The organism is uncultured Streptococcus sp. (assembly GCF_963536705.1).
Taxonomy (GTDB): Bacteria; Bacillota; Bacilli; order Lactobacillales; family Streptococcaceae; genus Streptococcus.
The window spans coordinates 13,780-36,781 of record NZ_CAUTAP010000022.1; the positions used below are offsets into that span (position 1 = coordinate 13,780).

General features: G+C 46.8%; 16 protein-coding genes and 1 pseudogene. 2 read left to right on the forward strand and 15 right to left on the reverse strand.

Features of this window, described 5'->3' with window-relative positions; all coding sequences use genetic code 11:
* Positions 1-79 precede the first annotated feature (79 nt).
* Positions 80-3,190, reverse strand: a complete 3,111-nt coding sequence (locus tag RWX26_RS10670; RefSeq protein WP_314581602.1) for a DNA polymerase III subunit alpha — start codon at positions 3,188-3,190, stop codon at positions 80-82.
* 180 nt (positions 3,191-3,370) lie between these two features.
* On the opposite strand from RWX26_RS10670, the gene RWX26_RS10675 reads away from it, so the two are divergent.
* Together RWX26_RS10675 and RWX26_RS10680 are read left to right on the forward strand one after the other, a co-directional pair.
* Complete coding sequence (locus tag RWX26_RS10675; RefSeq protein WP_002900663.1) at positions 3,371-4,078, forward strand: ABC transporter ATP-binding protein; 708 nt, start codon at positions 3,371-3,373, stop codon at positions 4,076-4,078.
* Between the two features lie 14 nt (positions 4,079-4,092).
* The gene (locus tag RWX26_RS10680) at positions 4,093-4,926 is read left to right on the forward strand and encodes a lantibiotic ABC transporter permease (protein ID WP_314581606.1); all 834 of its coding nucleotides are present in this window, start codon (positions 4,093-4,095) and stop codon (positions 4,924-4,926) included.
* 42 nt (positions 4,927-4,968) lie between these two features.
* Here the strand turns inward: RWX26_RS10680 and RWX26_RS10685 are convergent, their stop codons facing one another.
* From RWX26_RS10685 to srpA, 14 genes and pseudogenes are all read right to left on the reverse strand, one after another.
* Positions 4,969-5,664: an LrgB family protein gene (locus tag RWX26_RS10685; protein WP_314581609.1), complete on the reverse strand. Its 696-nt coding sequence runs from the start codon at positions 5,662-5,664 to the stop codon at positions 4,969-4,971.
* Positions 5,657-6,037, reverse strand: a complete 381-nt coding sequence (locus tag RWX26_RS10690; RefSeq protein ID WP_002900667.1) for a CidA/LrgA family protein — start codon at positions 6,035-6,037, stop codon at positions 5,657-5,659. The genes RWX26_RS10685 and RWX26_RS10690 overlap by 8 nt, the downstream gene beginning before the upstream one ends.
* Before the next feature lie 178 nt (positions 6,038-6,215).
* Positions 6,216-6,437 (reverse strand): accessory secretory protein Asp5, encoded by a 222-nt coding sequence (locus tag RWX26_RS10695; protein WP_002929966.1) that lies wholly within the window; start codon positions 6,435-6,437, stop codon positions 6,216-6,218.
* Position 6,438: 1 nt separating this feature from the next.
* Complete coding sequence (asp4, locus tag RWX26_RS10700; protein WP_002897858.1) at positions 6,439-6,621, reverse strand: accessory secretory system protein Asp4; 183 nt, start codon at positions 6,619-6,621, stop codon at positions 6,439-6,441.
* Positions 6,614-7,966, reverse strand: a complete 1,353-nt coding sequence (gtfB, locus tag RWX26_RS10705) for an accessory Sec system glycosylation chaperone GtfB (RefSeq protein WP_314581612.1) — start codon at positions 7,964-7,966, stop codon at positions 6,614-6,616. Before gtfB ends, asp4 begins: the two co-directional genes overlap by 8 nt.
* The gene (gene gtfA, locus RWX26_RS10710; protein WP_314581615.1) at positions 7,950-9,470 is read right to left on the reverse strand and encodes an accessory Sec system glycosyltransferase GtfA; all 1,521 of its coding nucleotides are present in this window, start codon (positions 9,468-9,470) and stop codon (positions 7,950-7,952) included. The genes gtfB and gtfA overlap by 17 nt, the downstream gene beginning before the upstream one ends.
* 12 nt (positions 9,471-9,482) lie before the next feature.
* Positions 9,483-11,864: an accessory Sec system translocase SecA2 gene (gene secA2 / locus RWX26_RS10715; protein ID WP_314581617.1), complete on the reverse strand. Its 2,382-nt coding sequence runs from the start codon at positions 11,862-11,864 to the stop codon at positions 9,483-9,485.
* Positions 11,857-12,336, reverse strand: a complete 480-nt coding sequence (asp3, locus tag RWX26_RS10720) for an accessory Sec system protein Asp3 (RefSeq protein ID WP_002906887.1) — start codon at positions 12,334-12,336, stop codon at positions 11,857-11,859. Before asp3 ends, secA2 begins: the two co-directional genes overlap by 8 nt.
* Positions 12,333-13,862: an accessory Sec system protein Asp2 gene (gene asp2 / locus RWX26_RS10725; protein WP_011836744.1), complete on the reverse strand. Its 1,530-nt coding sequence runs from the start codon at positions 13,860-13,862 to the stop codon at positions 12,333-12,335. The genes asp3 and asp2 overlap by 4 nt, the downstream gene beginning before the upstream one ends.
* Positions 13,852-15,432, reverse strand: a complete 1,581-nt coding sequence (gene asp1 / locus RWX26_RS10730; RefSeq protein WP_011836743.1) for an accessory Sec system protein Asp1 — start codon at positions 15,430-15,432, stop codon at positions 13,852-13,854. Before asp1 ends, asp2 begins: the two co-directional genes overlap by 11 nt.
* A gap of 8 nt (positions 15,433-15,440) precedes the next feature.
* Positions 15,441-16,664, reverse strand: a complete 1,224-nt coding sequence (gene secY2, locus RWX26_RS10735) for an accessory Sec system protein translocase subunit SecY2 (RefSeq protein WP_314581622.1) — start codon at positions 16,662-16,664, stop codon at positions 15,441-15,443.
* A gap of 32 nt (positions 16,665-16,696) precedes the next feature.
* On the reverse strand, positions 16,697-17,701 hold the full coding sequence (locus RWX26_RS10740; protein ID WP_314581627.1) for a sugar transferase: 1,005 nt from the start codon (positions 17,699-17,701) through the stop codon (positions 16,697-16,699).
* 16 nt (positions 17,702-17,717) lie between these two features.
* Complete coding sequence (locus RWX26_RS10745; RefSeq protein ID WP_314581629.1) at positions 17,718-20,939, reverse strand: SP_1767 family glycosyltransferase; 3,222 nt, start codon at positions 20,937-20,939, stop codon at positions 17,718-17,720.
* A 345-nt stretch (positions 20,940-21,284) separates the two neighbouring features.
* Positions 21,285-23,002 (reverse strand): annotated as a pseudogene (gene srpA, locus RWX26_RS10750) (serine-rich repeat glycoprotein adhesin SrpA); the annotation flags it as partial.

Consider the following 23,002-nt stretch of genomic DNA (forward strand, 5'->3'; position numbering starts at 1 on the left):
TTTTTGCTCCTTTTTCTTTTTAACATTCTTATAGATTATACCACAATCATCATGAAAATTCTCTTATTTTCCATATTTTTTAACGAAAAATCGTTTTCATAGTATAATTCTTTAATTCCTCTTGCAGCTGCTCCGATTTCTCCACTCGAAAATGCGGTGCATACATGGTTCGCTTCTCATCTTCATAACGCAGGACAACCGGAATATTACCGGGGTATTTCTGCAAAATCTGAGATATTTCCCGATCATGTTCATGGCCCGCAAGCTTTATCCAGAAGCGTTCTGTAGTGGTTTCTTCGATATCTGACAAGACCAACTGTAAGCGTCCATCCCGTTCCTGCACCTTGCCGGTCAAGTAGTAAATCCCCTTCTCCTTAATACGTTCGGCCAACTGACGATAGGTATCAGGAAAAAGGGTAACATCCAGTTTTTTCTTCGTATCTGAAACCTGCAAGAAAGCCATATTCTCGCCCTTTTTGGTCCGGATAGTCTTAATAGACTGGACTTCAGCCAGAATCCTAGCTCTGCTATTTTCCGTCAAATCACTAATCCAGCTAAAGGGCTGGTCCGCTTCTTTGGCCAGTTTAACCAAGGGGTGATCGCTAAGCCCCACACCGATAATGCTCTGTTCCAGCTCAAACTTTTCAGCATCGCTGAAATCCTGAGCCTCTGTCCAAGAATAAGTCGTATCGGCAAAGAGGCTGCCCAGCTCATCCGCAAATACAAATAAATTAGGCAGATTGGCTAGAATTTTTTGGCGATTTTTCTCAAAACTGTCAAAGAGCCCCAGCTGAATCAGAGGAGTCAGCAGCGGAATCTTATGGTAATTCTGAGGCAGGCGCAGAATAAAGTCTTCCACCCCAGTAAAGGCAGCATTTTGTCGCTCTTCGATAATCCAGTAAGCCAAATCCCTAGGCAGGCCTTTGATATTTTTCATGCCTAAAAATATCTTCTTATCCTGAAACTTATCATGGTAGGGAATATTATTGATACTGAGGGGCGCTGTTTCAAAGTCAAAACTCAGGGCATCAGTGATATAGTCACTGCTAGAGTAATTGAGCATGACATCAAAGAAAACATCTGGATAGTGAGCCTTGAAGTAAGCAAGCTGAAAAGCCAGAGCTGAGTAGGCATAGGCGTGGCTGCGGTTAAAGCCATAGCCAGCAAATTTCTCCATAATAGCAAAGACTTCCTTGGCTTTGGTTTCCGAGTGACCAAGTTTGAGAGCACCTGCGACAAAGTCCTCCTGCATGCGGTGCATTTCAGCAGCACTCTTCTTTCCCATTGCCCGCCGTAAAATATCGGCTTTCCCCAGACTAAAGCCACCAAAGCGCTGGGCTACCTGCATAACCTGCTCTTGGTAGAGCATGATACCATAAGTCGGAGCTAAAATATCAGCCAAACTGTCATCAATCAGCTCCACCTGCTCCAGTCCATGCTTTCTTTTGACAAAATTGTCGATATAATCACTGGCTCCGGGACGGTTGAGAGAGGTTGTGGCCACTACTTCCTCAAAGCAAACTGGCTGAACCCGCTTGAGCAGACTGATAGCGCCCGGCTGCTCAAACTGGAAAATCCCCTTTGTCTGGCCCGCCGCAAAGAGTTTCAGAGTGCCTGCATCCTCCAAGTCAATGTCTGCAATCTCAATATCTACCTCATATTTTTTCAGGGTTGCTTCTTTCATCCGCTGGACAAAGGTCAGATTGCGCAAGCCCAGAAAGTCCATCTTGAGCAGACCGTTGCTCTCCACACCGTGGGCATCATATTGGGTGATATACATGTCCTCACCGTATTTGAGCGGTATCTGGTCTGTCAGGTCATTGTCGCTCATCACAACGCCGGCTGCATGGATAGAAGTCTGACGGGGATGACCTTCAATTTTTTTAGCAATATCAAAGGCCTTTTGATATTCTAGCTTACTGTTGATAATCTGACGAAAGGCCATATTTTTCTCATAAGCAGATATCAGACTATCCCCGAAGCGGATTTTCTTGGTAATATTGGTCAGCTCATACTCTTGCAGACCAAAACGCTTGAAAACATCGCGAATGGCCTGCTTGGCTCCGAAGGTAGAATAGGTCACAATCTGAGCCGCATGCATACTGCCATAGCGGTCACGAACATAGCGGATAAACTCTGGCCGGTAAACATCAGGAATATCGATATCAATGTCGGGCATGGTATAGCGCTCTAGATTTAGAAAGCGCTCAAAGAGCAGGTTATTCTTGACTGGGTCAATCCCAGTAATCTCCAAGGCATATGCCACCAGACTGCCAACAGCAGATCCTCGGCCCATGCCCATATAATAGCCCTGACTGCGACCAAAGCGCAGCAAATCCCAGACAATGAGAAAATAATCATCAAAGCCCATCTGATGAATGACATCCAGCTCCTGGTCCAGCCGTTCCTGATAAAGTTTACCCGTTAAAGCGTGTTTTTGCAAGCCAGCTTCGGAGCGCTCCCGCAGCTCTTCCACGGCAGGACGTTCCCGATTAAAGCGGGGCAGTTTCAACTCCCTATTGATATCATAGTGAACATGACGGACTAGCTTCTCAAGATTAGCCAAACTCTCTGGGAAAGTTTCCTTAAAAGCTCCTGCCAGAGCATCTGGTGCCAGCAAAAACTCATGATTGGGAAGGCTGCCAATCTCCCGCAGGCTGGCATTTTCTCGAATAGCTCGGAGCATCTGCAAGGTCTCCAAATCCCCCCTATCAAAATATCGGACAGTATGCAGGGGCAGGGTTGGCCGACCGAACTCCTGCTTGGGCGTTGCTGGAAAGACACCAACATAAAAATCCAACCCCAAATCCAGATCTGCTACTCCGTCAAAAGCAGGAACAATCACAGCCAATCCCTTAAAGAGATGCTGGAAATCTTCCCAGTTTTTTTGTCCCATCATCTTGAGAGTCGAGACTTTCATCAGATTGCGATAGCCCTGACTGTCTAAGGCCAGCAGACGGAGATGAAGCTCCTTCTCTGCCTTGATCAGACTCAGATCCAAGCCTAAAAGCGGCTGCAGACCCGCAGATTCGGCTTCCTCTAAGAAATGATAGGCTCCATAGAGATTGTCCACATCCATCATGCCCAGATGACTGTATCCTAACTCCTTGGCTTTTTGCACATATTTCTTTATCGGGATCAAGCTATCCATAAAACTGTAAACAGTCTTGGTATCAAGTTGTATCACCACATTTTTCTCCTTGAACATGCTTTGCTTCTTCTTATAACTATTATACCTCAATTCACTGAATGAGGGAAATAGGAGTTTGACTGAACAGAGAGATTCCATTCACCCTTTCCGGCTTTCTTTGCCATTTTCCTAAGGAAAAGGTATAATAATTGTAAATTGAAGAAAATAAAGGAGACATGTATGAATCAGTATCCTCTGGTCTATCTTGACCATGTCCATAAAAATTATGGCGACGCACCCGCCCTGTATGATGTGAGTTTAAACATCCAACCTGGCAGAATCATCGGACTTCTAGGTCCTAATGGCAGCGGCAAGACAACTATTATCAAGCTTATCAATGGTCTCTTGCAGCCTACCTCTGGCCATATTTATCTCAAAGGCGTCAAACCTTCTCCTGATACCAAAAGAATCGTTTCCTATCTACCAGATACGACTTATCTAAGCGACAGCTCCAAAGTAATCGAAGCTGTAAAATATTTCCAAGATTTTTATGATAATTTTGACAGCGCGAAAGCCATGCAGCTTCTAAAGGATCTTCATATCGATCCTCAAGCGCGCATCGGAAGCCTTTCAAAAGGAAACAAGGAAAAAATGCAGCTCATTTTGGTCATGAGCCGCCATGCGGAACTGTATATCCTAGACGAGCCTATCGGTGGTGTCGATCCGGCTGCTCGTGACTATATCCTGCAGACCATCATCCAAAATCGCACGCCTCAGTCTTCTGTTATCATTTCCACCCACTTGATTGCGGATATTGAGCCAATCTTGGATGAAGTAATCCTGATTAACCAAGGTCAGATCTTTTTGCATGAAAATGCTAATCAGCTGCGTCAACAGTACAATCAATCCATTGATAATCTCTTCCGCAGCCAGTTTCGCTTTTATTAGGAGGTCTTCATTATATGTTTGGAAAACTGTTTAAATACGACTTTAAGTCTAATTACAAATGGTATTGTATCACCTTTGCCATTCTTCTCACTCTATCTATCTTGATGGGATTCATAACTGGCAGCAGCTTGAGACCGGAGGTCATGGAACGCTATAGTGACTACCCAATGGCTACTAGTGGTGTTATTGTCACTTTATACCTACTCTTCCTCTTGCTTTTTTCTGCATCCTGCGCTGTCTTTTTGTCCAATACCATCATTATTATCCGTCGGTTTTATAAAAATGTCTTTGGGCGAGAGGGCTACCTGACCTGGACCTTGCCGGTTACGCCGCACCAGATTCTTCTGTCCAAGCTTCTTTCCGCCTTTGTTTGGACCCTCTTGTGTATGCTGATCATGTTTATTAGCGGCCTTGTCATTTTTGGCATTGCCCTCCCTATTACAGGCTATTCATTTAATGAGTTTTTTAAATATATTGGCGAAATCCCAAATCTGTGGCTTTGGATTGTCAAATACGGCTTCCTTAATCTCCTTCAAATCCTTTCTGGTATCCTCTTCTTTTATCTAGCAATCTCAGTCGGACAGCTATTTAAGAAGAATCGGATTATGATGGCTGTGCTTTTCGGATTTTTGATTTGGAGTGTTCTAGCGGTCCTGTCAATCTTCTTACCTAATTCCTTTGACCCATATGGACTATTTGGTTTATACAATTATAGTTACTCCACTATGGACTTTGAACAGATGCTAGATGTCTTTCTTATTATCCGAATCGTCTTTGAACTGGTCAAAATTTTTGGTTTCTATTTTACAATCTATGTCATTGTAAAAAACAAACTAAATCTCCAATAAACAAAACAAGGTTGAAACAAAACGTTTCAACCTCGTTTATTTTTACTTCAGAATAATGGCTGCCACGATGGGGCTGACCAGTACGTACATGAGTCCAGTCACGCCAATCGCAAGTCCTGCCATAGCTCCTGCGACCTGGCCGTATTTAAAGGCAGTTCCCGTTCCTACTGCATGGCCGGTTCCCCCTAAAGCTAGACCGATAGCTACTGGATCTGTGATTCTTAAGAGCTTAAGAAGCGTTGGCCCCAAGACACTGGTCAGAATTCCCGTCGCAACCACCACCACTAATGTCACTGTAGCAAGCCCTTGCAGCTTGTCTGTAATACCGACAGCCATGGCCGTTGTGACAGATTTCGGAAAAAGAGATACAGCCAGAAAGAAATCCATGCCGAAAAACTTAGCCAACAGAGCAGTAAAGCTAGTATTGACTACAACCGCCGCAAAGGTCCCAATCAAAATACTGCGTGCATGGTGCTTCATCAAATGAAAAGTCTTGTAAAGCGGAATCCCCAAAGCAACCGTAGATGGCACAATTAGGTTGTTTAAATAGGAGCCGCCGACATAGTAATCATTGTAGGAAATACCGGTTAATTTTAAAAAAGCAATAACCAAAACTGCTGCAATCAGCAAAGGAGTTGTCAAGGGATGAGGAAATCTCCGAAAAATCAATAGGCCGAACAGATAGGCCAAGATAGACAAGGCAAGGCCAAAGAGAGGGTTGCTCCATAATTCAGACATTGCTGGCGTCTCCTTCCTCATAATCTCCTTCAAAACGAGTCTTAATCAGCTGCACCACAACTGCAATCACGCAGACATTGAGCACAATCGCTCCTAAAACAATCAAAATAATCGGCAGTAGATAAGGTGCAATGACCTGAAATTTATCCATGATACCAACTGCTGGAGGCAGAAAAAGAATGGTCATATTTGCCAAAAGAAAATTGCCAACCATGCTGATATGACGCAGGCGCAGGAGCTTGAACTGCAGAGCCAAAAACAGCAAGACCAGACCAATGATACTACCCGGGACAGGTAGGTGGAAAACACTTGAAATCCCTTCTCCAACGAGGGAAATCATAAAAATAATCATCAACTGAACGTATAATTTCATACCAAACCTCCATCACTAGTATATCCAGTTTACTCCTTTTCAGAAAAATATCAAGGTGCTTTCAGAAATTAAAACCTTTACATAAAAAATCAGCCTATAAAAATTCCCTCCATTGTCTGCAATAGAGGGTCTTTCTTTTTTAGCAGTCGTCAGAACAGCTTCGCTACCTAAACAGATACTAAAGGGATTGAATCATAAAGAAAATCATAAGCACAATCAGAGCAAGGCTTGCCAAAAGAACTAGAATTTTCTTTGCGAAGTGAGTTTCCCAGTAGCCTGACTTGCCGATTGATGTATTGGTGTCTCTGTAAAATTGCTGGCTCTCTCTGGGAAGAAGACCAACCAGCAAAATCAAGACAAGAGCTGCTACAATGGTAAGTGTAATCAATATTGTTTGCATTTTATTTCCTCAAGGCTCCAATCAATGTAAAAATCAAACCAATCAAGATCATCAAGCCCAAGGCGATGACAAAGGCCTTGTTGAGATTTTCACCCAAGCTGGCCTTTTCTTTCTTGGGCTTGCCATGCTTGAGCTCATCTAACCGCCCCTCAATATCCTTATGAAATAAATCTTTTTTAGCCATGCTGACCTCCTAGTACGCCTTGGAGAGTCTCCTGATAAAGACTGACTGGCACATCGTTGGCATGTCGGCCTTGTGCTTGCAAGGCTGACCGCATCTGCTCGACACCAGATAAGGCTTCTTCCAAACTTGATGCCAGTTGAGCAGGCTGGCTGCTGTCGAAAATATGCTGCTGGGCAATGTAGTGTCTGTCATGCAGGGTCTGCTCAAAGCCTAGAATTAAGAGATTATTCTCAAAAGCCTTGCGCACTGCCTGCAGGACCTGACCGCCGTGATTGATATCCAGATAGATGTCTGATTCCAAGTAGAGCTGCTCAATCTGCTTGAGACTGGCATTTTGATAAAGAACGACATTCTTATAGGACAGCATAGACAAGAGCTTGGGCGACATTTCCGTAAGGGCAGCAATGCGAAAGACCACCTGCGGCAAGGCCTGAACCAAGGTCTCTAAGCCTTCAATCTGATCCGAGTGGGTCAGGATTAAAGCATCTTTTCGTAGGAAGTTGTCCCGCTTGAAATCATAATGATAGCCTAGATGCAGGAACTTCTGCTGCTGGTCAGCTACAGCCAAACTCATGGCCTTTTCATAGGTCGCCAAGTCTGGAATGACAATGGTCTGCGCCCGCAGCTGACTATTGTCCAGAATCAACTGCATATTGCCCGGAAGCTCGTCATACAGGGGCTCCTGCCAAAAGAGAATGTCCTGTCCAGCTCGACCCGTCAAGCTGTGAGAAACTAGGAAAGAATAGGCCAGCGAATTAAAGAGAATGTGATCCAAGTCAAAGTCTAGCCGTTCCAAGAAGAAACGGATAAAATCCACTCGGCTTTTAAAAATTCGCAAGGGCTCTTGGTCCAGAGTCAGGATGATGTCACCGGTAGCATGATTTTCCACGATACGCTCCTGACCATCAGTGCTGTAATAGGTTGTGTTGAAAGCTTCCTGTCCTGATTTATAGGCTGTTTTGGCAAAGCAGCGGCCTTGCTTATTATAGCGCTCACTCAGTCGCAGCTGGCCTTTTTTATCCAGCCAATCCACCTGCTTGACCAGCCGGCCCTTGGCTTGACTGGCATAATGAATCCGTGCCCTTTCTTCTCCCATGTCACTGACACGCGCCGACTGATGGTCACCTGTGATTTCCCAGAAAGGTGGCACTGGCACTTGATTGAAAAAGAGAGGGTGGTCTGCTCCCTCTTCATCCCCCAGAAAGTAAGTATAGGGGGAGATCATGTCATCCGGCAGAAAGCCATTGGCCTCAATGACAATGGTCGGACAGTCATAGCCAGCTGCAAGGAGGGAATCATGCAGATCCTGGGTTTCCTGATTGTAATAATCAAAGAGCTGAATCATCTCTGACCTCCTTTAAAAGCTGGGACCAAGCCGCTTCAACTCGGCTGGTCAAATAATTCTCTGCCACTTGATAAGAGTGTTGGCTCATCTCCTGCTGGCGTCCTTGACTAAAGAGAGCTATTATTTTCTCCACAAAAGCAGCAATAATCTGGTCCTCGACCTGATTGGAACTGACCGGCAGCAGATAACCATTTTTACCATCATCGATAAAAGTCTGATTGCCATAGCGGACATCAAATCCGATGAGGGGCAGACCGGAGCCAACTGCTTCCATAAGAGTCAAACCAAAGCCTTCGCTGGTTGAAGCCGTCAGATAAAGCTCATAGCCTGCATAAATCTGACTTAAATCTGAATGCCCTTTGAGTCGAATGTAGTCCTGAGCTCCTGCTTCCTCAATCCTGCGGCGCAGCTTCTCCTCTTCGCCCCCCTTACCGTAAATATCCAGAGTCAGCTCAGGCAGCTGGGCATGGGCTTGGACAGTCGCTGCCACTAGCCAATCAATATGCTTTTCTGTAGCAAGACGCGAAGCCGTAATCATAGAGAAAGGCTTGCGAGGCTCTTTGAGATAAGTCAATTGGTCCAGACTCCCTACCGGTATGGTGACAATCTTAGGCTGCTTGTTCGAGTAATGCTGGAACTGCTGCTCTAGAATCGTTTTCTGAGCCTCTGTTGCCACGATGAAAAAGTCCACCTTATCTGCATTAGTAAACTGGTAGTCATAGAAATTGTTCCAGAGAATGTAGTCATCGCTGCTGGCATTTTCACTAAAATGCTCCGCATGGACCACTACTCCTAGCTTAGCCTTCTGGCTCTCTTCAAAGACAACCTGACCAATCCCTGTCTCCCTATCCAAGATGACCACATCATCTGCCTGCAGCTGCAAACACTGGAGAAAATAACGAACCAGCTCAGCCTTGGAATAGAAAATCCGGTCTGGAAAACGATAGAGCACTTCCTGACCATCATCAATCAGCATATCATAAGCGACACTACCGTCTTCATTGTAGAAGCGGCGCTGGTAGAGGGTTGCAGCGTCATTATGGGGTGCAAAGTACTCGCTGGCATAGCGGACATAGGAGAAATAATCCTTGCGAATCAATCTCCCCCGCGAGACATACTCCACATGCTCCACAAAGTCCTGGTCTTCCTGCCGCAGATAGCAAGTGATAAACTGATCATCCTGCGGATAGAAATAACGGACAATCTTGCCCTCTCTCTCCGAGCGCTCCGGCTGACCTGCGACTTGAGCCAACACCTGATCCAGCGTCACCGTCGTCGGTGCAATCTTGATATCAGTAAAGTAATTATAAAGCCAGATAACTTCCTCATCCAGAAAACCAATATTTTCCGTCAGATGCTGAATATTATCCGCTAAAATCATATCCATAAAGATAAACTTAGCCGGCTGCTGGATCCTGCGCAGAAGCTGGGCCCGATAAGCTTGGGCGTATTCTACACCGCTGCTGGCCCAGCCAATGCCTAAGTTGATGTTATATACTGTCATATTCTCCTCGTCTTACGGGAAGTACATGATGACTTCTCCTTTAGGGTTGAGTGCCAATTCACTCATCAAAAGATTCTTGACAATCTGCTGTTTCATGCGCTCCTTCATATATTCAAAGCCATCGTAAGCCTCTTGGTAGTATTCTACCAGAGGATTTTTCATAGAGAAATGCTGACCGCTCAAGGCTGTCTTGAGCTGCTGCAGATAGTCCACCTGCTCGACCCAGTTCTCATCAATAGCCTTGAGAACGGACACCCGCTGAAAATGGGTAAAGAGCTTGTCAGACTTGAGATAGGCTTTCTTTGCCTGCAATTCCTGCTCGGCAATATCCTGCAAGAGCTCTGCAATTTTCTCCGGCGAATAAATATCGAAATCATAAGGAATACGCTCAGCATGATAGCTGAAATGGTCTAAAATAAAGCGATAGAGGTCTGCCCGCGTCTCATAGGACTGCTCATAGGCCGCCTGATGAATGACCTGACTGAGGACACGGCTGATTTCTTCATCAATCTGCTCTTCAGCTTGAATCAGACGATTGCGCTCAGCATAGGTAATCTCCCGCTGAATCTTCATACACTGGGCATATTCCAGCGTCATCCGACGGGACATCTTGGCACTGCTTTCGCTGGCTCTCTGGGCCTTAGCTACTAAGCGTCTGAAACGGCGCTGTCCCAGCTGGACTGGATGCTCCTGAACTTCTTCGGTAGAGTAGTCCTTATAGAACTTTTTGAGCCAGTCTGGCCCCCACTTCCTGAGCAGATCATCCTCTAGCGAGATGAAAAACTTACTAATCCCCGGGTCACCTTGGCGGCCTGAACGGCCGCGAATCTGTAGGTCAATCCGCTGGTTCTCCATCCGCTCAGTACCAATCACTACGAGACCGCCCAAATCTGCGACACCTGGTCCCAACTTTATATCCGTACCGCGGCCGGCCATGGATGTAGCCACTGTCACCGCACCTTTCTGCCCAGACTCTGCGATAATCTGCGCCTCACGGGCCGCATTGTTAGCATTGAGCAGGTTGTGGGCGATGCCTTCTCTCAGCAGTAGAGAAGAGTAAATCTCTGACATCTCCACTGAGCCGGTAAAAATTAATAGCGGATTGCCCTGGGCATGGTAGTGCTTGACCTCGTCCAATGAAGCAAAGACTTTTTCTGGCAGCGTCTGATAAAGCTGGTCTGGCAAATCCTGTCGAATAACTGGCTGGTTGGTCGGAATCTTGATGACAGACATGGAGTAAGTTTCCATAAACTCGCTCTCCACCACCTTGCCGGTCCCGGTCATACCAGAGATTTTCCGGAAGAGCCGGAAGAGATTCTGATAGGTAATGGAAGCCATGGCCCGCGTTTCCTCCGTCAGCTTGACATGCTCCTTGGCCTCAATGGCCTGGTGCTGGCCTCCCTGAAGCCGGGTCATTTCCAGTAGACGGCCCGTTGAACGGTCTAAAAGTACGACTTCAGCTTCTTTGTCACCCTGGTGGACAACATAGTCCTTGTCCTTCTTGTAGAGCTTGTGGGCCCGCAGAGCTAGATTGAGGTGGCGGACCAACTCTTGATTTTCCTTGGAAAAAAGATGCTCCAAATCAAGAAAAGACTCCGCTGCTAAAATACCTTTCGAGGTCAGCCAGACTTCATTTTTCTCGTCATCGTAGTGATAATCCTCGTCTTCTTTCAAAGTCGTAATGAAGGTATCCATGATACCATAGAAGTTTGACTGAACTCGAGGAGCACCAGAGATAACCAAAGGTACCTGAGCGCTATCCAAGAGAATGGAGTCAATCTCGTCTATGATGACATAGTTGAAAGGACTAAGGTATTGGCTATCCTTATTCTCTGCGAGATTCTCAATCAGATAGTCAAAGCCCAAGGCACTATTGGTCGTATAGACAATATCCGCCTGGTAAATCAGCCACTTCTGCTTGGGCGTCAAATTTCCAGACCCATCAGCTACCACCGCTGCCTCAATAGTCAACCCAAGAAAACGATAGACCTGCCCCATTTCCTGAGCATCCCGCAGAGCCAGATAGGTATTGGTGGTCACCAGCATAGCTCCTTGTCCAGACAGGGCATTGAGATAGAGCGGCATGGTAGCCGTCAGAGTCTTGCCCTCTCCCGTAGCCATCTCAGCGACATTGCCTTCATGGAGAACAATCGCCCCCATGACCTGCACATCGTAGGGAAACATGCCCAGCACCCGCTTGTCCGCTTCCCGCACCACAGCATAAGCCTCCGGCAGCAAGTCGTCTAAAGTCTCACCTGCGGCCAGTCTCTCCTTAAATTCCTGAGTTTTCTTCCGCAGCTCAGCGTCTGTCAGACCAGCCATTTCTGACTCAAAGCTCTTGACTTTGGCTAAGATTTTCTTTAAGCGCTGAATTTGAAAATGATTTTTAATCATCAGACTCCTCTATGATTTGGTCAATGTTTAGGCAATGAAACTCTAAGGACTCAACTCCTGCACTCAGCAGTTGAACCTTATAGCTATAGGCTTCGTTTGGATAGGTAAAGATCATACTCTCCGAGCGCTCCACTTGATTGCTGATTTCTTTCTCATAGCGGTCAAAGAAGATGATTTTCAGAAAGACGCTGGATTCAGGATAGGTGGTCATATCTCTAGACAGGCAATAGCGAGCTCCCTTTTTGAGCAAGGGGAGAGCAGGCACCTGCCGGTCTCGCTGATAATTCCATTTGGAAGACCATTCATGGATGGTCTGGCCGGAGGCCATTAGTTTATTTTCAAAAAATATATGTGAAGGGGAATGAATAATAAGGGTAGTGCCATAAAGATAGGTAAAGTCAGTCATTTTACCAGCTGCCGAAACCCCTCTCAGCTCTCCCCAGTATATACCCTTTCTTTTTTGAATCTTCATTTCTTTCTCCCAAATTCCTTTTCCAATATCATTCGATAATAATTCATAAACCAAGATATAGCTATAGTAGAGTCATCATTATGCCGACCAGGGACACCTCTGCTAATCAGCTTAGCTTCGGTTAGATGAAGAGCCGCTACCAGGTCCTCATAGGCCGTCGGATCATAGTCTTCTTCCTTCATGTAGGCGATACCAAAGGTCGTTCGGCTGAAATCAGCCTTCTCAAACTTACGCCAGTAGCGGCGATTCAGCTCCTCTACATGCTCCAGATCTTTGCCACCTGTGTGACGGTGAAGGACATCTAACGCCGTCGGAAAGACCTTAGGCAGGCGTAAACGACCACGTTGGGCAATAGTGCCTAGATTTCCCAAGGGCTTGGACAAAACGATAGCCCGCGGACGAAACTCTGAACCGTAATAAACCGCACCGTAAGTCCCCATAGACATGCCCGATAGGATCAAATCCCGCTCGGTAAAGCCCAGAAAGTCCAAATGCTCTTGGATAATCTTATGAATACTGCTCTCCAGCTCTTGGCTACCCAGATAAAACATACCACCATCCACGCGCGGATCTGAAAACAAGAGAAAAGGACAGCCCAAACTGCGCATCATACCGAAGCCCTCGAAGCCTTCCGCCCGACGGTAACCAGAGAAATAAACAGCCAAAGGCGGCTTCAAATCTCCCGGATAAAAGAAGTAATTAATCTCCTGACGGTGACTATCACGAAAAATCTTTCCACCCAGAACATACTTACCAAACTCATAGCGGGTCAAGCGCTGATGCAGAGCGCCGACCTGAATCTGTCCCTCTCCTCTAGCCTCCAAACTAACGCCCAGATAGGAAGTAAAGTCATTGTCCAGAACCATGGATTCCCGCATATCCTCTTCTGCGAAAACAGTCTCGCGAGCAATATCTGCAGTCGAGCCTTCCTGAATATTATAGAGGCGCAGCCGCAGCTCACAGCTGCCTGACTTTTCATATTCAAGCCAGAGTTCAACTGGATTGAACTTATTGGCAATAATATTGTACTTCCAAGACAGCATTGGCTGAAAGTCCTGACCAAAGTCCCCTTCCAGCTCTAGATTTTCATAGCCATTGTAGCAAATCTTGCCCCGAAATCCGGGGCTAACCACCATATCAAGCGGGGTCATCTTGTCCCCATACTGACCGGAAAAGAGAGCCTTGGACAGCTTGCGGAGCAGGTCAGCTCGATCGCTCATATCCGTTGGCTGAGCGCAGTGACGCTTGAGGAAGTACTCAATATCCGCTTCCTGGGTTTCCTGTTCCTGATCATAGAAAACTGTATAAGGGATAATCTTGGCCTCAATCATAAACAAATCTGGAATCCGACGCAAATCGTCTACCAGAATCGCATCAAACTTGCCAATCTTATCCATCTCCATGACCTTTTTGATAGCTAGATTGGAGTTAGGAAAGAAATAATACCAGGCCATATTGTCCGGAATGGCAAGCTCCTTGCTCCAGTCGCTTGAGCCAATCTGTAATATTTTCAGCTTATTTTGCATTCTCAGCCTCCTTGAGCCACTGCTCCCACCGGCCAATCAGCTCCAGACCAGTATTATGATGGATTTTTTCAATAGAATAAATCAGGGCCTGGTTCCAATTTTTCAAACCTTCCAAGTAATAGTCTGCAGCAGTCGGCAGATCAGAGATAGAGTCCAAGATGTAGCCATTTTGCAGATGGGTCACATAGTCTGAGCCCACCAGATTGATCTGCGGAATCCCAGCAGAAATCCCAGCAATCTGTGTATAGAGATTGGGCTGCTCACTCAGGTCAATGATTAACCGTGTATCATCCAGCTCCTGAATCAAGCTGAGCTCGTCCGTGATATTCTTAATGGTGAAACGGAGATCCTGCTCCTGATTTTCCAGCAGGGCATTCTCAGCCTGCTCACTGCGGCGGTAGTTCTTGACAAATTCATAGCGATTCAGATACTCATCAATAACCTCCTGCACCTTGGTCTCCACCTTTTGGATTCCTTCCTGCCAAGCATTGTAAACACCGATAGTCAGCTCCGTATCCGGATGCTTGGCCACATAGTGGAGAACCTTGAAAACGGCATAGTCATTAAGCCCCTCTTCCAGATTAATCTGATAAAAAATCTTGGATTCGCGGCGGCGTTGGCTCTTTCCCAGCTGCAGACGAGTATCAAAAGGCGATAGGTAATGCACCTTCTGAGCCTGCCTAGGCAGGTAGCGCTGAATAGCCTTCTTGAAGTCCATACGATCAGTCAAGACTAAATCCGCCTGCTGCAAATCTGCTTCTAAAGCCGGCCAATCTATTGTATGATTGCGCTCGTGGAAAAAGCTGAGAATGATTTGAACATTCTTGGGCAATAAGCGCAAAATGGCTTGAGTGTATAAGGGATGCGTTGCTAGGACAAAACGGCTGTCTACTCCTGCATTGCGCTCGATATAGTGGCCCAATTTCTCCAAAATCAAGTCAGGCATCCGCTCATACTCCAGCTTATCAAAGTCCAGTAAGTAAGCAGGATTGACCTCTATCCGACTGTCGTCAGGCTTGAGATGCTCACGAATCCGCCAGTCACCATCCGGCTGCAGGTAGTCCTGATAAAGGGGCTGACCATCTTCATAATAGGTGATACTGGAGACAAAGCCCCGGTCATCAAAGATATAAAACTTCTCCAGCTGGTCATCCTTGAAAAACTTGATGAAGCTGATAAAGCCTTCTACTCCAAACTCGACATGGGCATAGAGCTGTCCCTGCCTGCGGACCATGATTAGAAAGGGCGTATAGACAAACTCACAGTCTGGTTCCCAGTCCAGATCCTTGATTTGCAGTACTTGCATTTCTTTAGACTGGATTCCCTGAATCTCATCAAAGACCGAGTAATAGTCCGTCTCAAAAATATCCTGCCGATGCAAGAGGTAACGGGCATGCGGCATATAGGCTGGCAAAAGCAGCTGGACTGGCAAATTTTCACTTTGAAAAATCCGAATCTGATGAATCGAGTCATCAAACTCCAATCGCTGCATAGAGCGGTACCAAGGGACAATATCCCGGTGCCAAACCCGATCCCCACTGCCACTCCATGAAGGAATAAAGTAATACATAGTTTCTCCTACAACAATGAACGATAACGGTCATTCAGCGTCAAGGCCTCCACCTCGTCCTTAATAGAAAAGACCATTCCGATAAAAATCATAAAAATCCCCGGAATCATACTGAGCCGCAGATACCTAATATCTACTAACACCACCATCATAGGCAGGCCAGAAATCAGGATAAGATAGAAAGCTCCCACTAGTGCAAAATAGGTTACCAAACCATTGATATACCGGCGGGTTGCTCCTCCCGGATAAACATTTTCAATATACTCTCCACTCTTTTGCATCCGCTCAGCAATCTGGTCGCCACTGATATTGATAAAGGCGAAGGCCAGTGCCAAGATGAAAATAGTCAGCAAATAGAGGATAAACCAAGCTGGACTTCCCATAGACAGCGCTTCTATCCACTGCTCAATCAACTGGTTTTCCGGCTGGAGAAAGTGGATAATCAAAAGGAAATACTGGGGAATGCTGACCAAGGTCATAGCGTACATAATCGGCATCCCACCAGCAGGATTCAGACGAATATCCAGATAAGAGTATTTCTTGAAACGGTTATGGATATTGATCTTATTGACTGGAATTCGGTACTTAGACCGCTCAACTGTAACAGCCAGATAGAGAAAGACTAGACTGAAAACCAGCATCAAGGCTAGCCAAAGTGAAGAAATCTTCAGCTCCTTGATGGAGTTCCAAATATCCTGTGGAATGTAGGCAATCATGCTGGCCATGACAATCATGATGGAGCCGCCAAGTCCCATGGCAGCATTCAAATCCGTCAGCCAAATGAGAAAGTAGGTCCCAGCCATCAAGACCAAGGTATCTAAGACGATAATCGTAGTCATGTCCACCCCACCTGCTTCTTGCAGAGGCAGGTTTAGGACCAGTGCCACAGACTGTATCAAGGCAATGACCAAAGTCAGCAGCATCCGCCGCCTTTCCTGCACTTCCAGAGGGAGCTTACTCAAGCCTAGGCGCTTGGACACAGCAAACATCTGCCAGATCAGCATAGAGGACATCCAAGGAGACAGGCCGACAGAAAAGAGCGACATACTGCGTAGATTCCCACCCATCAGGGCTGTCGCATAGTTCAAGGTCGTAGAGGTTCCGTCCATGGCAACTGCCTTACTCATATCGACGAAGGGCAGGGTCAGCTTGGTTCCCAAGACATAGATAAATAAGAAAAATAAGGTCCACAGAAACTTCTTGATAATGACCGGTTTAAAAAATGACTTCACACTGACTCCTCATGACGATGACTGGAAAGGCTCTAAGATAAGACTTCCATCACCGCATCTACTAAGACTTTTTTGCTAAAATAACCTTCCTTGAGCAGGAAAGAGAACTTTCTAACCCGCTCGACCAGAGCCTGATATTCCTCTGCAGTCAGATTTTCAACAATCCGACTGGCCTCTTCCAGACTGTCTACGACAAAGCCCAGACCGCGCTCGCGAATCAGCTCTGCATTGGACAGGTAAGAAGGGACGATAACCGGAATCCCAGCTGCCAGATAGGTGGCAGACTTATGAGAGATATTGAGACCGTAGTATTCCGGCTCGTCTGCTGGATTTTCCTCAACACCCCAGACCAGACCTAGACCTCCCTTGGACAGCTCCAAAAGCAACTCTGGCCGGCTGACCCAGCCGCGATAGCTGACATTGGCATCTGGATTTGATTCTTCCTCAGGCGAAAAAATCTCCAGCGGCGTTGCATAAGACCAGTTGCTCAGATGCGGAAAACGCTCCACACTTCCCGCGAAATACAGCTTAGGCGCAAACTGAGGCTGGTGCAAGGGCAAATCATAGGGATGATCCCACATGCGTTGGATCAAAATCTTGTCCACAGTCAGCCCCTCTGCCTGAAGCTTGTCCCGCATCTGCTCAGAAGGCACGATGACCGCATCTGACTGATTGTACATATCGATATACTCCGGCATCAGATAATAGTTTGACGGAAACATCAGTGGCGGTACATCATGGATAAAGGTAATCAGCTTGGCCTGCAAAATCTTCAGCTTGCTGATAAAGGCCTTGTCAAACTCCCGACCGTTCCAAGTCGGCGACTGATAGATAACCACATCGCCATAGCCCACACTAGCCATGATACCGTCCAGACGCCGACTGAGCTCAGACTGGCTGTCGCTGTATATATCGTAAAAATAAAAACTCAGTTCATTGAAGCCCAGCTGCTTGGCTAGCTTGGTCACATCATTCTGGGCAATCAAGGCCGTACTCTGGCCAGACATACCGTATAGATTGGTAATATTAACTTTCATATTCTTTTTCTAATCTTCATTCCTGAGCCAGATTGGCAACAATCTGACTGTCATAAGCTTGGTCATCTCTAAACTCAATATCCTGATCAAAGTTGTGCTCAGCCGTATGCTTGTGCGACAGCTTGACTTTGTGGCTAGCCCCCATCTGGAACCACTCATACTCCGAGTCAATATGTCCAATATCCAGCGCCCGATAACCTTCCTGAACCAGATCATAGACCAAGACCTTGGCCGTCGGACCCAGCATAGTCAAAATCAAACGATTGTCCGCATGCTCTCGGACAGCCTGCTTGATGGCCTCCAGCTTGCTGTAGGCGTTGCGCGAAGGACAGATAATCCGCTTGATAGACCGAGCTCCGGCAAATAGGTCATTGCCCACACCAGAGCGAGAAGTCAAACCCTCTACGATCAAGAGGTCCTTGTCCTGCCATAACTGCTTGAGCTTGGCAAAATAGCCTGCAGACGGCGTCTTATCTTCCAAGTCGATATAAGGACGGGAAATAAAGGTCGAGCCGTACCAAGGCGCCCGGCAAATCTCTTGATAATCTGCTAAGTGATAATACAAGTGAACTTTCCAAAAATTCTGGGCATCGATGGAATAGCGCTCCAGCCCTGTAAAGACATCAGACAGACAGACCATCAAACGCTCATCGCTCTCCATAGACATGATCTCTCTCAAGCGTGCTGACAGCTCTGGATCGTATTCCTGATAGACGATACCACGACCCGCAATCAAATCCATCTCCCCATCTCCAAAGCGAACCACTGAAGCCCCCTTCTCCAAGAGATAGTTCAGTGATTGGTCGATAGAAAGGACAGAAATCTGCCGCTCTTCAGGCTCGGCCAATCTTAGCTTCTCAATAGCCTGCACCATGACTTCAGGATTATCGGCTGGAAAGACTTCCTGCCCCTGCTGGCCATGGGCTGTATTGTCAAAGGCAAAGACTGGCTTACCGGCTGACTTGAAGCGAGAGATAATATCCCCGACCTCATCACCAGCATTGATATCCAGCAGCAGCTGAGACTTGGCTTCCAGCGACTCCAAGAGAGCCGGAATACCAGCAATATCTGAGCTGACGTTGACATTAGGATACTGGAGCAGACGCGTGATTGGCTCTGCTACCACTACCGGTGCAGCGATGTAGAAATGACAGGCAGGCAGGGCTTGAATCAGATAGTTGATATGCATCAGGTCACAAGAGTAGGTGTAGACTAGGCAGGACAGGCTTGAGCCATCTTCACCTTCCACCATCTTTTGAGTCAGGGCTCCGACTGGCTCCTGCATATCCGACCAATCCAGTCCCTGATAGAACCACCAGACCTCACGATAGATGGACTGGGTGTACTCTTTCCAAGGCTTTCGCTCGGTCAGATAGTGAATCACAGGCGGATAGAGACCTTTTTCAGGTTCATAGTCCGAAAAGGTCGTGTGCAGCGTAATACAGTTATAAGCAAAAGGCAGCTCCATCCAGCGATTTTCAAAAAGCATATTGAGAATGCTTTGGTCACCAGACGGTACCTTGTCATGCCATTCATTGGTCAGTTCAATCAAACGTTGGCGAATATTTTCTCGCTTCCAAAGGGCATTATTGATTAATAAGAACCCAGCATTAAAGATATGCTGATGAAAATACACTTGCCCACCCAGATCCTTGACAGCAGCAAGTGGTGCATCTCTAAGTTCTGTTTCAAATAGGGAGCTTAAATCCCGCGTGACAACGATATCGCAATCCAAATACAAAGCCTTGTCTTCCTCAACAAAATCCGCTACAAAATAGCGCAGGAAAACAGTATAACTAATATCTGTTTTAAAATTTGATACCAGTGAAGCAGACACCCGAGCATTGACAATTTGGCAGTCCAGCTTGACCAGCTTTTTTTGTATGCTGACAAACCACTCTGTCGGAAAATCACTGTTGATGACATAAAACTTGATAAAGCGATTGTGGCAGACGATGGACTTAATGGTGGTTAAGACCTGCTCACTATAGGCAGCATTAGCCGCCAGCACCACAGCTCGAAAGGCTTGAGGCTTCTCTTTTTTCATCAGACTGCGCAGCTTTTCCACCATCTCCTGTGGATTTTCATGCGGATAGACCAGCTCTTCGTTTTCATTTTTCTTAGTATTGTCAAAAGCCAGAACTGGCTTGTCAAGCGCCTTGAAACGACGGCTCAGCTGATAGTGCTCGCTTCCATGGTGAATATCCAAATAGACCTGGCACTTATCAATGAGCTCATCCAGCACTGCATGGATAACCTGTGGATAGAGATGGATATTTTCATAGCGATCCAAAGAACGCAGATAAGCTCCCATCTCTGTGTAGCAGGCGATGTGAAAATCAACCCTAGGCAGGGACTGGGCTAAAAACTTTATCTGCTCTAATTCCTGTACATCTGTCAGGAGCATGCAGTTCAGAGCGGCCTGCTCCCAACGGTCCGGCATCTCAAACTCTCCCCGATGATGAGCTAAAATCTCCTCCAGACTCAAGGCCTGAAAGTCCCACCAAAGCTGGCGGTAGCGATAGCTAACTTCCGAGTTCCAAGGCTTGCGAAAGGTCGTATAGTGGATAATCAGAGGTTCCTGATCCAGCTCAAAATGACCATTCCAGCCACTGTAAAAGGCCACCAAGTCATGGCCTACCTGCAGATTGTAAATCTTATCCAAGGGCAGCCAGTCCTGAGCCAGCACATGATTTAAAACCGTCTGATCTCCGTTGAAATCCTCCATTTGGCCAGACTGGACCAAGCTCATGATGCGGTCCGTTTCCTTGATAAAGGTCTCCTGCAGTTGCCTCTCTTTCCAAGCTTGATTATCAATTAGCAGAACGCCAGCATTAAAGCCATAACCTCCGGCATCTCCAACCGCAGCCACAAGCTTGCCTTCTAGAGAAATATCAAATAAAGGCTGCAAATCTCTATTAACCACCAGATCGCTATCCAGATAAAGGACTCGCCCCTCAGCAACAAACTGTGGAATAAAATAGCGAGCATAGGTAGCTGAGCTGATATGGTCCTGAGTCAGCCACTCTGGACTGATCGTCACTTGGTCCAAGCTGATATTGACTAATTCACTGTCCAGCTGCTCGGCCAGCTCATTAAAATCACGGAACCATTCGTCACTCAATCCCTGATTGAAAACATAGATTTTTACATTTTTATTGTAATATAAAATCGACTTAATCGTAGTCGAAACTTGCTCCTGATAGGCCTGATCCCCAACCAAAACAATCGTTTTCATTTCTTCCCTTACTCTTTCATTTCATAAACTCTAAAACATCATTTCTATACTTGATATTATATAAAATATTGTCCAAAAAATCTATATTCTCAAGGATTTTCCTGCAGAATAAAGAACACTTTTTTTCTACTAAATTGTCAAAAAAACAGGAAGTTGTCAAAACTTCCTGTTTCTATTGCCTCTCGGTTTCTTTTTACTAATTCCTAGTCTAGGATTTTAGGAAGCAAGCACCAGAAATCATCAAATTAATTCCCTTACGACTTGCTCTGTCCATCACTTCCACATCTCACTAATTGAGTGAACTTTCGACGGACTAAAAGATAAACCGATTGGCTCTATTTACTGCTACTCCTCAGAGTCGCTTTTCTTTTTACGTCGCTTGAAGGCCAAGCCCAATACTCCTAAGCCCAGAGCCAGGATGGAAGCCTTGCTCTCCGTTTCCCCTGTCTGAGGCAGACGACCTCTGGAAATCAGATCCAGCTCAGACTGTCTTGCTGAAGCGGACAGACTTTCGGATGTGCTCTGACTAGCTGAGAGGCTCGTAGACAGGCTTTCCGATACAGACTGACTGACACGGGCAAGCTCGCTGAGACTGACTGCTGCTGACAGTGACTCACTTGTAGAAAGGCTAAGTGAATAGAATTCCTTCTCATGAACCAGATCCAGCTGACTATGCAAGACTGAGGTGCTGGTGCTCAGTGAGGTAGACTCGCTGATTGACTGAGAATCGCTAATCGAAGCACTTTCCGAACCAGACAGGCTAGCCGAAGTACTTGCGGATTCTGAAGCACTTACTGAAGCGGATATACTTGCCAACGCTAAAGCAGATGCACTTACTGAAGCGGATTCGCTCGCAGATACGGATGCACTCGTTGACGCTGACTCACTTGCACTCACTGACGCACTGGTCGAAGTGGACATACTTGCGCTTACTGACGCACTCGTTGAAGCCGATTCACTTGCAGATACAGATGCACTGGTTGAGGCCGAGGTGCTTGCACTCACTGACGCGCTAGTCGATGCGGACGTGCTGGCAGATACAGACGCACTTGTCGATGCTGAAGCACTTGCGCTTACGGATGCACTCGTGGAAGCAGATTCACTCGCTTTCGCAGATGAGCTAGTTGAAGCAGATTCACTTGCACTCACTGACACACTCGTTGAGGCTGACGTACTTGCAGATACAGATGCGCTCGTTGACGCTGAGGTGCTTGCACTTACTGAAGCGCTCGTCGATGCGGATGTACTTGCGCTGACTGAAGCACTCGTTGAAACGGACGTGCTTGCACTTACTGATGCGCTTGTTGAAGCCGACGTACTTGCACTTACAGACGTACTTGCACTTACTGATGCGCTGGTAGACGCGGACGTACTTGCGCTCACTGATGCGCTCGTCGATGCGGATGTACTTGCTGATACCGACGCGCTCGTTGAAGCAGACTCACTTGCACTCACTGACGCACTCGTGGACGCTGAGGTACTTGCACTTACTGACGCACTCGTTGAGGCTGACGTACTTGCTGAAACTGATGCACTCGTCGATGCGGATGTACTTGCGCTCACTGACGCACTTGTCGATGCGGACGTACTTGCGGATACAGATGCACTGGTTGACGCAGACGTGCTTGCAGATATGGATGCACTGGTTGAGGCTGAGGTACTTGCACTCACAGATGCACTCGTTGAGGCGGACGTACTTGCACTTACTGACGCACTTGTTGACGCCGATGTACTTGCGGACACAGACGCGCTAGTAGACGCGGACGTACTTGCTGATACAGATGCGCTCGTTGACGCTGAGGTGCTTGCACTCACTGACGCACTTGTCGACGCTGAAGTACTTGCACTTACTGATGCGCTCGTCGATGCAGACGTACTTGCGCTCACGGATGCACTCGTGGAAGCTGAGGTACTTGCAGATACGGATGCACTCATGGATGCGGACGTGCTGGCACTTACTGACGCACTTGTCGACGCTGAAGTACTTGCGGATACAGATGCGCTGGTAGACGCAGATGTGCTTGCTGAAACTGAGGCACTCGTCGACGCTGAAGTACTTGCAC

Bases quoted from the DNA above. Each gene is read 5' to 3' on its own strand.
- RWX26_RS10675 (WP_002900663.1), top strand. From the start codon at position 3,371: ATGAATCAGTATCCTCTGGTCTATCTTGACCATGTCCATAAAAATTAT.
- RWX26_RS10680 (WP_314581606.1), top strand. From the start codon at position 4,093: ATGTTTGGAAAACTGTTTAAATACGACTTTAAGTCTAATTACAAATGG.
- RWX26_RS10685 (WP_314581609.1), bottom strand. From the start codon at position 5,664: ATGTCTGAATTATGGAGCAACCCTCTCTTTGGCCTTGCCTTGTCTATC.
- RWX26_RS10690 (WP_002900667.1), bottom strand. From the start codon at position 6,037: ATGAAATTATACGTTCAGTTGATGATTATTTTTATGATTTCCCTCGTT.
- RWX26_RS10695 (WP_002929966.1), bottom strand. From the start codon at position 6,437: ATGCAAACAATATTGATTACACTTACCATTGTAGCAGCTCTTGTCTTG.
- asp4 (WP_002897858.1), bottom strand. From the start codon at position 6,621: ATGGCTAAAAAAGATTTATTTCATAAGGATATTGAGGGGCGGTTAGAT.
- gtfB (WP_314581612.1), bottom strand. From the start codon at position 7,966: ATGATTCAGCTCTTTGATTATTACAATCAGGAAACCCAGGATCTGCAT.
- gtfA (WP_314581615.1), bottom strand. From the start codon at position 9,470: ATGACAGTATATAACATCAACTTAGGCATTGGCTGGGCCAGCAGCGGT.
- secA2 (WP_314581617.1), bottom strand. From the start codon at position 11,864: ATGATTAAAAATCATTTTCAAATTCAGCGCTTAAAGAAAATCTTAGCC.
- asp3 (WP_002906887.1), bottom strand. From the start codon at position 12,336: ATGAAGATTCAAAAAAGAAAGGGTATATACTGGGGAGAGCTGAGAGGG.
- asp2 (WP_011836744.1), bottom strand. From the start codon at position 13,862: ATGCAAAATAAGCTGAAAATATTACAGATTGGCTCAAGCGACTGGAGC.
- asp1 (WP_011836743.1), bottom strand. From the start codon at position 15,432: ATGTATTACTTTATTCCTTCATGGAGTGGCAGTGGGGATCGGGTTTGG.
- RWX26_RS10740 (WP_314581627.1), bottom strand. From the start codon at position 17,701: ATGAAAGTTAATATTACCAATCTATACGGTATGTCTGGCCAGAGTACG.
- RWX26_RS10745 (WP_314581629.1), bottom strand. From the start codon at position 20,939: ATGAAAACGATTGTTTTGGTTGGGGATCAGGCCTATCAGGAGCAAGTT.